At 67.8% G+C, this 13,742-nt stretch carries 13 protein-coding genes; 10 read left to right on the top strand and 3 right to left on the bottom strand.

Annotated features, from left to right (window positions below; genetic code table 11):
* Positions 1–6 precede the first annotated feature (6 nt).
* The 4 genes from ACFWVD_RS12825 (at position 7) to ACFWVD_RS12810 (ending at position 3,039) form a co-directional block, all read left to right on the top strand.
* Complete coding sequence (locus ACFWVD_RS12825; protein ID WP_379242205.1) at positions 7–630, top strand: riboflavin synthase; 624 nt, start codon at positions 7–9, stop codon at positions 628–630.
* Between the two features lie 174 nt (positions 631–804).
* On the top strand, positions 805–2,049 hold the full coding sequence (locus tag ACFWVD_RS12820) for a bifunctional 3,4-dihydroxy-2-butanone-4-phosphate synthase/GTP cyclohydrolase II (protein ID WP_379242204.1): 1,245 nt from the start codon (positions 805–807) through the stop codon (positions 2,047–2,049).
* 25 nt (positions 2,050–2,074) lie between these two features.
* A complete protein-coding gene (gene ribH / locus ACFWVD_RS12815) occupies positions 2,075–2,551 on the top strand; it encodes a 6,7-dimethyl-8-ribityllumazine synthase (protein WP_378929156.1) in 477 nt (158 codons plus the stop codon).
* 2 nt (positions 2,552–2,553) lie between these two features.
* Positions 2,554–3,039, top strand: a complete 486-nt coding sequence (locus ACFWVD_RS12810; RefSeq protein WP_379242494.1) for a PH domain-containing protein — start codon at positions 2,554–2,556, stop codon at positions 3,037–3,039.
* Between the two features lie 104 nt (positions 3,040–3,143).
* On the opposite strand, the gene ggt is transcribed toward ACFWVD_RS12810, so the two are convergent.
* Positions 3,144–5,096: a gamma-glutamyltransferase gene (gene ggt, locus ACFWVD_RS12805; protein ID WP_379242203.1), complete on the bottom strand. Its 1,953-nt coding sequence runs from the start codon at positions 5,094–5,096 to the stop codon at positions 3,144–3,146.
* 158 nt (positions 5,097–5,254) lie between these two features.
* Between ggt and ACFWVD_RS12800 the strand changes: the two genes are divergently transcribed.
* Positions 5,255–5,947 (top strand): HAD family hydrolase, encoded by a 693-nt coding sequence (locus ACFWVD_RS12800; protein ID WP_379242202.1) that lies wholly within the window; start codon positions 5,255–5,257, stop codon positions 5,945–5,947.
* A gap of 41 nt (positions 5,948–5,988) precedes the next feature.
* On the opposite strand, the gene ACFWVD_RS12795 is transcribed toward ACFWVD_RS12800, so the two are convergent.
* Positions 5,989–6,336 (bottom strand): hypothetical protein, encoded by a 348-nt coding sequence (locus tag ACFWVD_RS12795; RefSeq protein ID WP_379242201.1) that lies wholly within the window; start codon positions 6,334–6,336, stop codon positions 5,989–5,991.
* A 352-nt stretch (positions 6,337–6,688) separates the two neighbouring features.
* Complete coding sequence (locus ACFWVD_RS12790) at positions 6,689–7,102, bottom strand: hypothetical protein (RefSeq protein WP_379242200.1); 414 nt, start codon at positions 7,100–7,102, stop codon at positions 6,689–6,691.
* A gap of 167 nt (positions 7,103–7,269) precedes the next feature.
* On the opposite strand from ACFWVD_RS12790, the gene uvrC reads away from it, so the two are divergent.
* The 5 genes from uvrC to gap all read left to right on the top strand — a co-directional run bounded on the left by uvrC (position 7,270) and on the right by gap (position 13,737).
* Positions 7,270–9,381 carry an excinuclease ABC subunit UvrC gene (gene uvrC / locus ACFWVD_RS12785; RefSeq protein ID WP_379242199.1) on the top strand — a complete coding sequence of 704 codons (2,112 nt, stop codon included), beginning with the start codon at positions 7,270–7,272 and terminating at the stop codon, positions 9,379–9,381.
* Positions 9,382–9,501: 120 nt separating this feature from the next.
* The gene (gene rapZ, locus ACFWVD_RS12780) at positions 9,502–10,458 is read left to right on the top strand and encodes an RNase adapter RapZ (RefSeq protein WP_379242198.1); all 957 of its coding nucleotides are present in this window, start codon (positions 9,502–9,504) and stop codon (positions 10,456–10,458) included.
* Entirely contained in the window at positions 10,455–11,519 is a 1,065-nt protein-coding gene (yvcK, locus tag ACFWVD_RS12775) for a uridine diphosphate-N-acetylglucosamine-binding protein YvcK (RefSeq protein WP_379242197.1), read from the top strand. Before rapZ ends, yvcK begins: the two co-directional genes overlap by 4 nt.
* The gene (gene whiA / locus ACFWVD_RS12770; RefSeq protein WP_056810477.1) at positions 11,510–12,493 is read left to right on the top strand and encodes a DNA-binding protein WhiA; all 984 of its coding nucleotides are present in this window, start codon (positions 11,510–11,512) and stop codon (positions 12,491–12,493) included. Before yvcK ends, whiA begins: the two co-directional genes overlap by 10 nt.
* Positions 12,494–12,720: 227 nt before the next feature.
* A complete protein-coding gene (gene gap, locus ACFWVD_RS12765; RefSeq protein ID WP_379242196.1) occupies positions 12,721–13,737 on the top strand; it encodes a type I glyceraldehyde-3-phosphate dehydrogenase in 1,017 nt (338 codons plus the stop codon).
* Positions 13,738–13,742 lie beyond the last annotated feature (5 nt).

The raw sequence follows: 13,742 nt of genomic DNA, 5'->3' as shown, positions 1-13,742 counted from the left end.
TCAGGCATGTTCACAGGGATCGTCGAGGAGCTCGGCGAGATCGTGGCCACCGAAGCGCTGGCCGACGCCGCCCGGTTGACCATCCGCGGCAAGCTGGTGACTTCCGATGCCGGACACGGTGATTCGATCGCGGTCAACGGCGTGTGCCTGACCGTGGTGGATGTCGTCGACGGCGACAGCTTCACCGTCGACGTCATGGACGAGACGTTGAAGCGCTCCAGCATCGGCGCGCTGGTGGCCGGTTCGCCGGTCAACCTCGAACGCGCGGCCGCGCTGAACAGTCGCCTGGGTGGACACCTGGTGCAGGGTCACGTCGACGGCACCGGCACCGTGTTGCGCCGCACGCCGTCGGAGAACTGGGAGATCGTGCGCATCTCCCTGCCCGACGCCATCGCCCGCTACGTCGTGGAGAAGGGCTCGATCACCGTCGACGGCGTGTCGCTGACCGTCTCGGCGCTGGGCATCGACGACGAACCCGCCCTCGACGGTTCACGCGACTGGTTCGAAGTCTCCCTGATCCCCACCACCTTGGCCCTGACCGTGTTGGGCACCGCCCCCGTCGGCGCCACGGTCAACCTCGAGGTAGACGTCATCGCGAAGTACGTAGAACGCCTCGCCCAACGAGGCTGACACCGCCCGACGCTAATGTAGGAAGTCATTGCCATCCCCCTGGCAGTTTCTCGGCCGCCTTGATCTGGACTGACCAGAGGGTGTGACGAAGGAGCACCCGCCGGGAGGGAAGATCGAGGCTTCCAGGCCGAGAAACCCGCGGCACCAGCCGCCAAGAATACGGAGCAAGCAGACGTGACCAGGTTGGACAGCATCGAGCGCGCGGTCGCCGATATCGCGGCCGGCAAGGCTGTTGTCGTCATCGATGACGAGGACCGCGAAAACGAGGGCGACCTCATCTTCGCCGCCGAGAAGGCCACGCCGGAGCTGGTCGCGTTCATGATCCGGTACACCTCCGGCTACATCTGCGTGCCGTTGACCGCCGACGACTGCGATCGCCTTGGCCTGCCGCCCGCGTACGCGATGAACCAGGACAAGCACGGCACCGCCTACACGGTGTCGGTGGACGCGCGCGAGGGCATCACCACCGGCATCTCCGGCGCCGACCGGGCCGTGACCATGCGCCTGCTGGCCAGCGCGCAGGCCAAGGCCGACGAGTTCACCCGCCCCGGCCACGTGGTGCCGTTGCGCGCCAAGGACGGCGGCGTGCTGCGTCGCCCCGGCCACACCGAGGCTGCGGTGGACCTGGCGCGGATGGCGGGGTTGCGTCCGGCGGGCGTGATCTGCGAGATCGTGAGCCAGAAGGACGACGGGCACATGGCCCGCACCGACGAGCTGCGCGTGTTCGCCGACGAGCACGACCTGGCGATGATCTCGATCGCGGACATGATCGCCTGGCGGCGCAAGCACGAGAAGCATGTCGTGCGGGTGGCCGAGGCGCGCATCCCGACCGCGCACGGCGACTTCAAGGCCGTGGGCTACCAGAGCATCTTCGACGAGGCCGAGCATGTCGCGCTGGTGCGCGGTGACATCGGCGACGGCGAGGACGTGTTGGTGCGCGTGCACTCGGAGTGCCTGACCGGCGACGTGTTCGGTTCACTGCGCTGCGACTGCGGCCCCCAGCTCGACGCCGCCCTGGACATGGTCGACCAGGAGGGTCGCGGGGTGGTGCTCTACATGCGCGGACACGAAGGTCGCGGCATCGGCCTGATGCACAAGCTGCAGGCCTACCAGCTGCAGGACAGCGGCCGCGACACCGTCGACGCCAATCTCGACCTCGGCCTGCCCGCCGATGCCCGCGATTACGGCACCGGGGCGCAGATCCTGGTCGACCTCGGGATCCGTTCGATGCGACTGCTGACCAACAACCCGGCCAAGCGGGTGGGTCTGGACGGGTACGGTCTCGCGATCACCGAGCGGGTGCCGATGCCGTTGCGCGCCAACGCCGAGAACCTGCACTACCTGCGCACCAAGCGGGATCGGATGGGGCACGTGTTGGTGGGCCTGGACGATCTGGACCTGGGCGAAACCGCGCAGTGATCACTACTTTCGAAAGGCGGCAACGATGAGCGGCACCGGTGTTCCCACCTTCGCCCTGGCGCAGGCCAAAGACGTCAAACTCGGCATCGTCGCCTCGCGCTGGCACACCGAGATCTGCGACACGCTGGTGGCCAATGCCGAGCGGGTGGCCAAGGAAGCCGGCGTCGAGCACGTGACCGTCGTGCGCTGTGCCGGTGCGATGGAGTTGCCGGTGGTGGCTCAGGAGCTGGCCCGAACGCATGATGCCGTTGTCGCGCTGGGTGTGGTAATCCGTGGTGGCACACCGCATTTCGAGTATGTGTGTGATGCGGTGACGGCCGGGCTGACCCGGGTGTCGCTGGATGCGGCCACGCCGGTCACCAACGGTGTGCTCACCACCAACGACGAAGAGCAGGCGCGCGATCGGGCCGGACTGCCCGGTTCGGCGGAGGACAAGGGCGAGCAGGCCTGTGCCGCCGCGCTGGACGCCGCGCTCACCTTGCGCGCGCTGCGATCGGTGTGACCGTGCCGGTGGTGCGCACGTGGCGTCGCGGGGCACCCGAGCCCGATCCGGGCTGGGAATTCGAGGTACGTGCGCGTCGCTCGACCCGCACCGCCATCGTGGTCGCGGTGGTCATTGCCCTCGCGTTCACCGCGGGCGGATTGGTGTTGCGGACCGGGTCGACCGGGGTGAACTTCCGGGTCGCCGACCAGGTCGCGATGATCCTGATCGGCGTGGTCGGTGCCTGCGCGGTGCTGATGTTGACCCGTCCGCGGGTGCGCGCGGGTAGTCGTGGTGTGGCGGTGCGCAACATCCTGGGCGAGCACGTGTACCCGTGGGACTACATCCGCGGCGCGTCCTTCCCCGACGGCAAGTCCTGGGCCCGCCTGGAACTGGCCGACGACGACTACGTCCCGATGCTGGCGATCCGCGCCAACGACAAGGCGCACGCCGCCGACGCGATCGAACGCGTTCGCGGACTGGGTGCCCACTACGCCCCGCAGAGCTGAGTTCGGGCGTCGGGCGGACTGAGCTGGTTCGTCAGGCGGACTGAATCCGGCCGCCTGCCGAACTCGACCGGGCGCCCGACGGAGTGAGCCCGGCGCGGCAACGTTCAGCGGGTATCGCCGAGGACCGCTCCTTCGCGGCGCGGATCGGCACCGCCGACCCAGCCGTCCTTACCCTCGCGTTGTAATGCGCTGAGCCCACTGGACTGTGGTGCCACCGATACCTGGTGTCCCATCGCGCGTAATTTCTGCACGAGCGGATCGTGGTCGCCGTTGTCGGTGGCATCGATGTCGGGATGCTCGCCGCCCACTCCGGTGACCGGTGTATTTCCGGCGCCGAACGACACTCCCGATACCGCCTGCTGTGGGTCGAGGCCCCAATCCAGCACATTGACAAGGGTTTTCACCACGAACTGGATGATCACCGAACCGCCCGGCGAACCGGTGACCAGCTTCAGGTCCCCGCGGTCGCCCTTGTCGTCACGGTCGAACACCAGTGTCGGGGCCATCGAACTGCGCGGCCGTTTGTTGGGCTGCAGGCGGTTGGCGACCGGGGTGCCGTCGGGATCGAGCGGGTCGGCGGCGAAGTCGGTGAGCTGGTTGTTGAGCACGAAACCGTCGACCAGGTGGAACGAACCGAACGCCGATTCGACGGTCGTGGTCATCGCCGCGGCATTGCCGTACTTGTCGACCACGGAGATGTGGCTGGTGCCGTGCTCGGGCGGCTGCGGACCGTTGCCCAGCGGAACCGGGCCGAGGTTGCCCGGCTGGGCGGTGCCCATGCTGCGCTGCGGGTCGATCAGCGTGGAACGTTCCTTCAGGTACTGGGGGTGGACCAGCGAGAGCGCCGAATTGCCCGGCAGCGGAACGAAATCCGGGTCCGCGACGTACTTGTTGCGATCGGCATAGGCCAACCGCTCCGCCTCGGAGATCAGGTGCACCGCCTGCGCGTCGGGGCGCCCACCGTTGGGGTCCAGTTCCTGGGGGCGTAGCGCGGGGAGGTCGAAGTTGGCCAGAATACCCAGTGTCGCGGCCACGGTACTGCCACCCGATGACGGCGCCGGCATCCCGCACAGCTCGAACTTGCGATACCCGGTGCACAGCGCGCTGCGCTTCTTGGCCTGGTAATTCGCGAGGTCGGTGGTGGTCAGCTGGCTCGGAGTACGCCCACCCGCGGTACTGCCTGCCGCTTCGACGATGTCCTGGGCGATGGCGCCGCTGTAGAAGGCGTTGGCGCCGTCGGTCGCGATCGCCGACAGTGTTTTCGCCAGACCGGGATTGGTGAGCACCGTGCCCGACTTCTTGGGCGAGCCATCGGCCTCCAGGAAATAGGCACGCGCGGCCTCATCGGCGGCCAAACTCTTCGCCGATTCCGCGATCTGCCCGGCCAGGCGCGGGCTGATCTGGAAACCGGTGTCGGACAAGCTGATCGCGGGATCGAACAGTTCCTTCCACGCGCTGCGCCCATGCTCCTGATGCGCCAGCTCCAGCATCCGCAGCACACCCGGCACGCCGATCGAGCGTCCGCTGGCCCGGGTGTTGGGCGCGGGCTCGGTGCGGTCGGTGTCGCTGACCCAGCGCAGGTAGTTCTCGGTCGCCGCGGCAGGCGCGGTCTCGCGGCCGTCGTAGGTGTCGACGGTGCGCGACGCCGCGTCGTAGTGCACCAGGAACGCACCGCCGCCGATTCCCGACGCCTGCGGTTCGACCAGGCCGAGCACCGCCTGCGCGGTGACCAGCGCGTCCGTGGCAGTTCCGCCCGCGCGCAGCACCCGGCACGCGGCCTCGGTGGCGATCGGATTGGCCGTGGACACCGCGTAGGTGCTGGTGCGCACCGCGGTCATATCCGAGCGGTAGCCCGAGGCGATCTCGGGATTGGTACTGAGATTCTGCGAAGTCGGCGCACTCCCACCGGTCGCGGGCGCCGCGGACACCGGGGTGCCGTTTGGCGTGCTCGTGCATTCCGATGCGGTCTTCTCATCGGAAGAACAGCCGGTCAGTACCCCCACCGCGAGCACTGCGGCCGTCGTGGCCCCGATCCACGTCCGTCGCCTTGGCGTCATCTCAGCAGCGTAACGCGCGGGTATGACACAGTCCGATCCTTTTCGCGAAGCGAACATTATGTGCAGCGATCGACGCCTCGATGGCGGGCACGCGAATCTTGGGTCCCACGACCGATTTCCGCCAGGCGCACCCCACCCAGCTGGTTACCCTGGCTGACATGGATATCGACGCGGTGCTTTTCGACTACTCCGGCACGGTCTTCCGACTGGAGGACGACACGGCCTGGGCCGACGAACTCGTCGGCGACGACGGTGCCGAGTTCGACGTGGCGGCCAAAGCCGAGGTGATGCGCCGGATGACGGCGCCGGTGGAACAGTTCATGACCTTCGACGCGGCAGGCCAACACGCGTGGGACAACCGCGATCTCGACCCCGCCCTGCACCGCCACGCCTACCTCGAGGTGCTGCGCGGCTCGGGCCTGCCCGACACCCAGGCCGCGCGCCTCTACGAACGCCTCATCGACCCACTCAACTGGACCCCGTACCCCGACACCGGCGCGGTCCTGGAATCCCTTGCCGCCCAAGGCATTCCCATCGGCATCGTCAGCAATATCGCCTTCGACATCCGCCCCGCCTTCGACAAGCACGGCTGGACCGACCTGATCGGCGCCATGACCCTGTCCTACGAAGTAGGCGCCATCAAACCCAACCCCGACATCTTCCGCGACGCCACCGACCGCCTCGGCGTAGACCCCGAACGAGTCCTCATGATCGGCGACAGCCTCGAAGCCGACGGCGGCGCAACAACTCTGGGCGCCCGCTTCGCCCTGGTCCACGCCCTCCCGACCACCGAACGCCCCCGAGCCCTCATCGACGCCCTCGCCGAATACGGCATCGATACGTCCCGCTGACCTGATGTCCAGCCCCTCGGACCGTCGATCGACGCGCTCGATCAGCGCGCACGCGTGAACCACTCCTGCGCAGACTTCCTCGCCAAAAGAACGGCGATGGCGGCTCCTGCCACCATGCCGAGCGGTCCGGGCGGGGCGGGCATCGCGATCGATCCGGCCCCGCACAGCGCCTCCAGACACGCGACGCCGATGGTGCAGCCGCGAACTCCATTCGCCCCGCTGGTGAACCCGAACGCGAGAATCGCCAGGAACAGGAATGGTAGGAACCCCGCAATCGCGGCTCCGGCAGTTTCTGGCCGGTCGGTGACGATAAGCGCGGTGACCAGCACGATGCCGAGACCGCCGCCGATCCAGCAGATCACCTGTGCGGCACGGACATTGCCGGGCATCCGTGCACGGTGCAGTCCCGCGACATCGTCGTGTCCGCTAGAGACTGCGGCGTACCTTGGGTTGTGGGCAGCTCCGCCGAGATACTGCGCCGCGGCCTCGGGATATCCGGGATCGCCGGGGTACGTGAGATAGCTGCCATCGTGCGTCCGCCGAGTGGCGGAGTACGGTGCGGCGGGCCGACCGAACGGCGGCACCGAGGGTTCGATCGACGCGGAAATCGGTACGGCGGGGTGGTGTTCGGGGCCGGTCACGGCTGTCCTCTCCGAATGAATCATCGGGGGTGACAACACGGACGATTCCGTACCCCCGACGATATTCAAGATCACCGTGGGGGCTCATCGACGTGCGGGGTCAGCGAGTGCGGGTGAACCAGACCTTCGCAGATGGGCGAAGCAGCATCCCGGCGACCGCACCATTGGCCACGACCCCGACCACGCCAGGCGGCAGACCGGTGAGAATGCCGGTCGACGACACCACGCACGCCAGCACCGCGACAGCGATCGTCACCTGGCGCACCGTATCGGTGCCGCGCCCGAACAGCAGCACCAGCGGGATCAGGGCGAATGACGGTAGATAGCCGGCGATCAGTGCGCCCAATGAGCCGCCGAGCGCGACGGTGATCACGATCAGCACGACCCCGACGGCGGCAGCGACGGCGGCGATCAATCGCGCGCCGCGTACGGCCGCGGGCATGACGCCCTGCGGGGTGGCCTCGTCGTCGTACAGGTCATCACCTGTTCGCGGCAGGGCTGCAGCGTCGGTCATCGCACGTCCTTTCGGGCACAGAATCCGAGCACTCACGCTACACAGGCGAGCTCGCCGGTCTCGGTTCGGTCAGCGGTCGCCCGCACCGCAGGTGACCGACGTCCCGTCATCGTGGCCGACCCGCTCAGCGGTGCGAACCTGTCGGCCCCCCTCGCTAGTCTGGACAGGTGGCAGATCCCGCGACGTACCGGCCGGCGCCGGGCACGATTCCCGTCGAACCCGGTGTGTACAAGTTCCGGGACGTGCACGGGCGGGTCATCTATGTCGGGAAGGCCAAGAGTCTGCGGAGTCGGTTGAACTCCTACTTCGCGGATCTGACCTCGTTGCATCAGCGCACCGCGCAGATGGTGACCACTGCCGCCTCGGTGGAGTGGACGGTGGTGTCCACCGAGGTGGAGGCGCTGCAGCTCGAGTACAACTGGATCAAGGAATTCGATCCGCGGTTCAATGTGCGGTACCGCGACGACAAGACCTATCCGGTGCTCGCGGTGACTCTCAACGAGGAGTATCCGCGGCTGTTCGTCTATCGGGGCGCTCGCAAGAAGGGTGTGCGGTACTTCGGTCCCTATGCCCATGCGTGGGCGATCCGCGAGACCTTGGATCTGCTGCTGCGGGTGTTCCCGGCGCGCACCTGCTCCAACGGAGTGTTCAAGCGGCACAACCAGATCGGGCGCCCGTGCCTGCTCGGCTACATCGACAAGTGTTCCGCGCCGTGCGTGGGGCGGGTCAGTGCCGACGAGCACCGCCGGATCGTCGACGAGTTCTGTGACTTCCTGTCGGGCAAGACCGACAAGATGGTGCGCGCGCTGGAACGTCGCATGCACGCCGCCGCTGAAGAGCTCGACTTCGAGAACGCCGCCCGCCTGCGCGACGACGCCGGGGCGCTGCGCCGCGCACTCGAGAAACAGGCCGTGGTCCTCGGCTCGGGCACCGACGCCGATGTGATCGCCTTCGCCACCGACGAGCTCGAGGCCGCGGTCCAGATCTTCCATGTGCGCGACGGGCGCGTGCGCGGCCAGCGCGGCTGGGTCGTGGACAAATCCGGCGACGCCCTCGACGTCGCCGAATCGGGCACCGAACTGGCGGCATTGGTCGAACAGTTCCTCACCCAGTTCTACGGCGAACAGTCCGCCATGGCCGACCAGAACGGCGACGCCGCCATCGTGGTCCCGCGCGAAGTGCTGGTCCCGGAACTGCCCGCCGACGCCGAGGAGATCGGCCAGTGGCTCAGCGACATGCGCGGCTCCGCGGTCTCGCTGCGCATCCCGCAGCGCGGCGACAAGAAGGCCTTGGCCGAGACGGTCCAGCGCAACGCCGCCGAGGCACTGGCCCAACACAAACTGCGTCGCGCCGGTGACCTCACCTCGAGATCGCAAGCGCTGCAAGATATTCAGGAAGCACTCGAACTCGACAGCGCCCCGTTGCGCATCGAATGCGTCGACATCAGCCACGTCCAGGGCACCGACGTGGTCGCCTCGCTGGTGGTGTTCGAAGACGGGCTGGCCCGCAAGTCCGACTACCGCCACTACGCCATCAAGGAAGCCGCCGGCGACGGCCGCTCCGACGACGTGGGCAGCATCGCCGAAGTCACCCGCCGCCGCTTCGCGCGCCTGGCTCGTGACCGCGAACAGCCGGTCGAGATCGAACCCGACGAGGGCGACGAACCCACCTCGCGCCCCGGCATCGACCCCACCACCGGCCGCCCGCGCCGCTTCGCCTACCCGCCCAACCTCTACGTCGTCGACGGCGGCGCACCCCAGGTGGCCGCGGCCGCGGGCGTGCTCGACGAACTGGGCATCACCGATGTCGCGGTCATCGGCCTGGCCAAACGCCTGGAAGAGGTCTGGGTCCCCGGCGAGCCCGACCCGGTGATCATGCCGCGCAACAGCGAGGCCCTGTTCCTGCTGCAACGCGTGCGCGACGAGGCCCACCGCTTCGCCATCACCTTCCACCGAAGCAAACGCTCACGCCGGATGACCGCGTCGGCACTGGACTCGGTGCCGGGCCTGGGCGAAACCCGACGCACCGCGCTGGTCACCCACTTCGGATCGGTGGCCAAGATCAAGAACGCGACCGTCGAGGAAATCACCACGGTGCCCGGAATCGGCGTCTCGACCGCGAAAGCAGTACTCGCAGCACTGAACGGCTCGCAGCCGGTGCCGAACAGCCCAGAGCCGGAGCTGAACAGTGCAGAGCTGACGCCGAACAGCGCAGAGCCGGGGCTGAACAGCGCAGAGCCTGCGCCGAACAGTCCGGAGCCGGAGCCGAACACCTCATAACCGCGAGCTGCGCGGATCGCAGGACGCAACATTGCGTGTGCCGTACGTTGTGTGTCTGCGCCCGATACCCGAACCGGTGCGGGATGATCGAAAGGCACCCAGAAACGGATCCGGTAGGAAATGACACGCGTCGAATCGAATAACAAGGCGGGGGCGGCACCCGGCAAGTCCGGGACGGCAACCGACACACAGCAACCCGTAGAAGTGGTCATCGTCACCGGCTTGTCCGGCGCGGGCCGCGGCACTGCCGCGCGCGTGCTCGAGGATCTGGGCTGGTACGTCACCGACAACCTGCCCCCCGAACTGATCGGGCGCATGATCGAACTCGGCGCCGCGGCCGACCCGCCGATCCGGCGACTCGCCCTGGTCATGGACGTGCGCAGCCGGTTCTTCACCGGCGAGCTGTCCGGTGTCACCGAGCAGCTGCGCGCCGCGGGCATTCGCACCAGAGTGCTGTTCCTTGAAGCCTCCGACGACGTGCTGATCCGGCGATTCGGTTTCGCGCGGCGCCGTCATCCGCTGCAGAGCGACAGCCCCGACGGCACCCTGTCGGCCGGTCTGACCGCCGAACGAGCCAGGCTCGCCCCGGTCAAAGGCGCCGCCGACCTGGTCATCGACACCACCGCGCTGTCGATCCACCAGTTGCACCGCAAACTGGAAGAGGCCTACGGTGCGGGCGCGCCCGCCGCACTGCAGCTGACCGTGCAGTCGTTCGGCTTCAAGTACGGTGTTCCCCTCGACGCCGACATGGTGTTGGACGTGCGATTCCTGCCCAACCCGCATTGGATTCCGGAACTGCGGGAACACACCGGGCAGGAGTCGGTGGTCAGCGACTACGTGCTGTCCAGGCCGGGCGCCCAGGACTACCTGCGCACCGGCACACACCTGGTCGACCTGACCACGACCGGATACCGGCAAGAGGGGAAGCGATACATGACCGTGGCAGTGGGGTGCACCGGCGGCAAGCATCGCAGCGTCGCCATCGCCGAGGCACTTGGCACGCGCATCGGCGCCGACACCGAGCACACCGCGGTGGACGTCGTGCGCGTTGTGCACCGGGATCTGGGGCGCGAATGAACGGCAGCGACACCGAACCGGCCGTAGTAGCGCTGGGCGGCGGACACGGGCTGTACGCGACACTGACGGCGCTGCGCAGGCTGACCACGCGGATCACCGCCGTGGTCACCGTCGCCGACGACGGCGGGTCGTCGGGCCGACTACGCGCCGAACTGGGCATGCTGCCGCCCGGCGATCTACGGATGGCGCTGGCGGCGCTGTCCGACGACGCCGACGGCATCTGGACCACCACTGTGCAACACCGCTTCGGCGGCACCGGCGCGCTGGCCGGGCACTCGGTGGGCAATCTGATCCTGGCCGGGCTCACCGATGTGCTGGGTGACCCGGTGGCGGCGCTGGACGAAGTGGGCCGCCTGCTGCGGATCACCGGTCGGGTGCTGCCGATGTCACCGATTCCGTTGGACATCGAAGCGGAAGTGTCAGGGCTGGAATCGGATCCGCGGATCGGCCGGTGTGTGCGCGGTCAGGTTGCGGTGGCGACCACGCCGGGTAATGTCCGGCGGGTGCGGCTGATTCCGTCCGATCCGCCCGCCAGCCCCGACGCGACCGCGGCCATCGAACGCGCGGATGTTGTTGTGCTGGGCCCGGGTTCGTGGTTCACCAGTGTCATTCCGCATGTGCTGGTGCCGCAATTGCACGAGGCGCTGGTGCGCACGCACGCCCGGAAAGTGCTGGTGTTGAATCTCGCCGCGGAGCCGGGGGAGACGGCCGGCTTTTCCGCGGAGCGTCATCTGCATGTATTGTCCCAGCACGCACCGGATTTCGCGGTCGACGACGTACTGGTCGATTCGGCGTCGGTGCCGCAGGGGCGGCAACGGGAACATGTGGCAAGAGCCGCCGAACAGTTGCGTGCACGGGTAACGTTCTGCGATGTCGCCGAAACGGGAACGGATCGGCACCATCGGGGAAAGCTTGCCGCCGCGCTGGATCAACTGATCCGGTCGCCGCGGTCGCAACTGGCTGGGCTTCGAGTCGATGGACGGCACAGTGCCTCAGATGCGCACAGTGTTGCAGAACAGCGTTCGGGGTCGGTGGGAAAGGAGCGCGTCTCGTGGCGATGACAGCCGAGGTCAAGGACGAGCTGAGCAGGCTCGTGGTGTCGCAGGTCAGTTCGCGGAAAGCGGAGCTGTCGGCCCTGCTGCGGTTTGCGGGCGGTCTGCACATCGTGGGGGGCAGGGTGATCGTGGAAGCCGAGGTGGACATGGGGTCCATCGCCCGCCGCCTGCGCAGAGAGATTTTCGAGCTGTACGGATACGGCTCCGACGTGCACGTACTCGGGGCGGGTGGGTTGCGCAAGACCTCCCGTTACGTGGTGCGGGTGTCCAAGGAGGGCGAGGCGCTGGCCCGGCAGACCGGGTTGCTCGATGTGCGCGGACGCCCCGTGCGCGGCCTGCCCGCGCAGGTGGTCGGCGGCAGCATCGGTGACGCCGAAGCGGCCTGGCGCGGTGCGTTTCTCGCGCACGGCTCGCTCACCGAGCCGGGTCGTTCCTCCGCGCTCGAGGTGAGCTGCCCGGGTCCTGAGGCGGCGCTGGCACTGGTCGGCGCGGCGCGCAGACTCGGCATCACCGCCAAGGCACGCGAGGTGCGCGGCACCGACCGTGTGGTCGTGCGCGACGGTGAGGCCATCGGCGCCCTGCTGACCCGCATGGGCGCGCAGGACACCCGGCTCACCTGGGAAGAACGGCGGATGCGCCGCGAGGTGCGTGCCACCGCCAACCGCCTGGCCAACTTCGACGACGCGAATCTGCGTCGTTCCGCGCGCGCGGCCGTGGCGGCGGCGGCCAGGGTGGAACGGGCGTTGGAGATCCTCGCCGACGACGTGCCCGAACATCTGGCCGCGGCGGGCCGGTTACGGGTGCAGCACCGGCAGGCCTCGCTCGAGGAGCTGGGTCAGCTGGCCGAGCCGCCGATGACCAAAGACGCTGTGGCAGGCCGGATTCGACGCTTGTTGTCGATGGCCGACCGACGCGCCAAGGACCTCGGCATTCCCGACACCGAGTCCGCGGTCACCGCGGAACTGCTCGACGACGCGTAAGCGGGTGCCGCACCGAAAGGTGCGGCCGATCAGACGATTCGAGTGACGAATCGTCACTATTGGGGCAGAGCGGTCATACGTGACCGCTCTGCCCTCTATTCTGGGTTTTCCCGGAAGCGTGGGGCCCGGGTCGTCATAAATCGCAGGTGGCTGTCGGTGGGGTACCGGCGGCCACTACTGTGGTTGAGGTCGGAATTGAATCCGCTTGAAAGCTGAGGAGCGATAACGTGACTGTCCGGGTAGGTATCAACGGCTTCGGTCGTATCGGACGTAATTTCTTCCGTGCGGTGGAGGCCTTGAAGGCTGTCGGCGAGACCGATATCGAGATCGTCGCGGTCAACGACCTCACCGACATCAACACTCTCGCCACCCTGCTGAAGTACGACTCGATCCTGGGTCGTCTGCCGCAGAACGTCTCGGTCGAGGGCGACACCATCGTGGTCGGCGAGCAGCGCATCAAGGCGCTCGCGATCAAGGAAGGCCCTTCGGCACTGCCGTGGGCCGAGCTGGGTGTCGACGTCGTCGTCGAGTCCACCGGCATCTTCACCGCCGCCGAGAAGGCCAAGGGCCACCTGTCCGCGGGTGCCAAGAAGGTCATCATCTCCGCGCCTGCCACCGGCGACGACATCACCATCGTGATGGGCGTCAACGATGACAAGTACGACGGCAGCCAGAACATCATCTCCAACGCGTCGTGCACCACGAACTGCCTGGGCCCCGTGGCCAAGGTGCTCAACGACTCGTTCGGCATCGTGAACGGTCTGATGACCACCGTGCACGCGTACACCCAGGACCAGAACCTGCAGGACGCGCCGCACAAGGACCTGCGTCGCGCCCGCGCCGCGGCCCTGAACATCGTGCCCACCGGCACCGGTGCGGCCAAGGCCATCGGCCTGGTGCTGCCCGAACTGCAGGGCAAGCTCGACGGCTACGCGCTGCGCGTTCCGGTCCCGACCGGCTCGGTCGTCGACCTCACCGCGACCCTGGCCAAGACGGCCACCGTCGAGGAGATCAACGCCGCGATGAAGGCCGCCGCCGAAGGTCCGATGAAGGGCATCCTCAAGTACAACGAGGACCCGATCGTGTCGAGTGACATCGTCACCGACCCGCACTCGTCGATCTACGACGCGCCGCTGACCAAGGTCATCGACAACCAGGTCAAGGTCGTGTCCTGGTACGACAACGAGTGGGGCTACTCCAACCGTTTGGCCAACCTGGTCGATCTCGTCGGCAAGTCGCTCTGACCGTC

Origin of the sequence: Nocardia sp. NPDC058666, assembly GCF_042714895.1 — a bacterium.
Taxonomy (GTDB): Bacteria; Actinomycetota; Actinomycetes; order Mycobacteriales; family Mycobacteriaceae; genus Nocardia.
The sequence above is the reverse complement of the archived record's forward strand: the minus strand, read 5'-3'. Positions and strand labels throughout refer to the sequence as shown.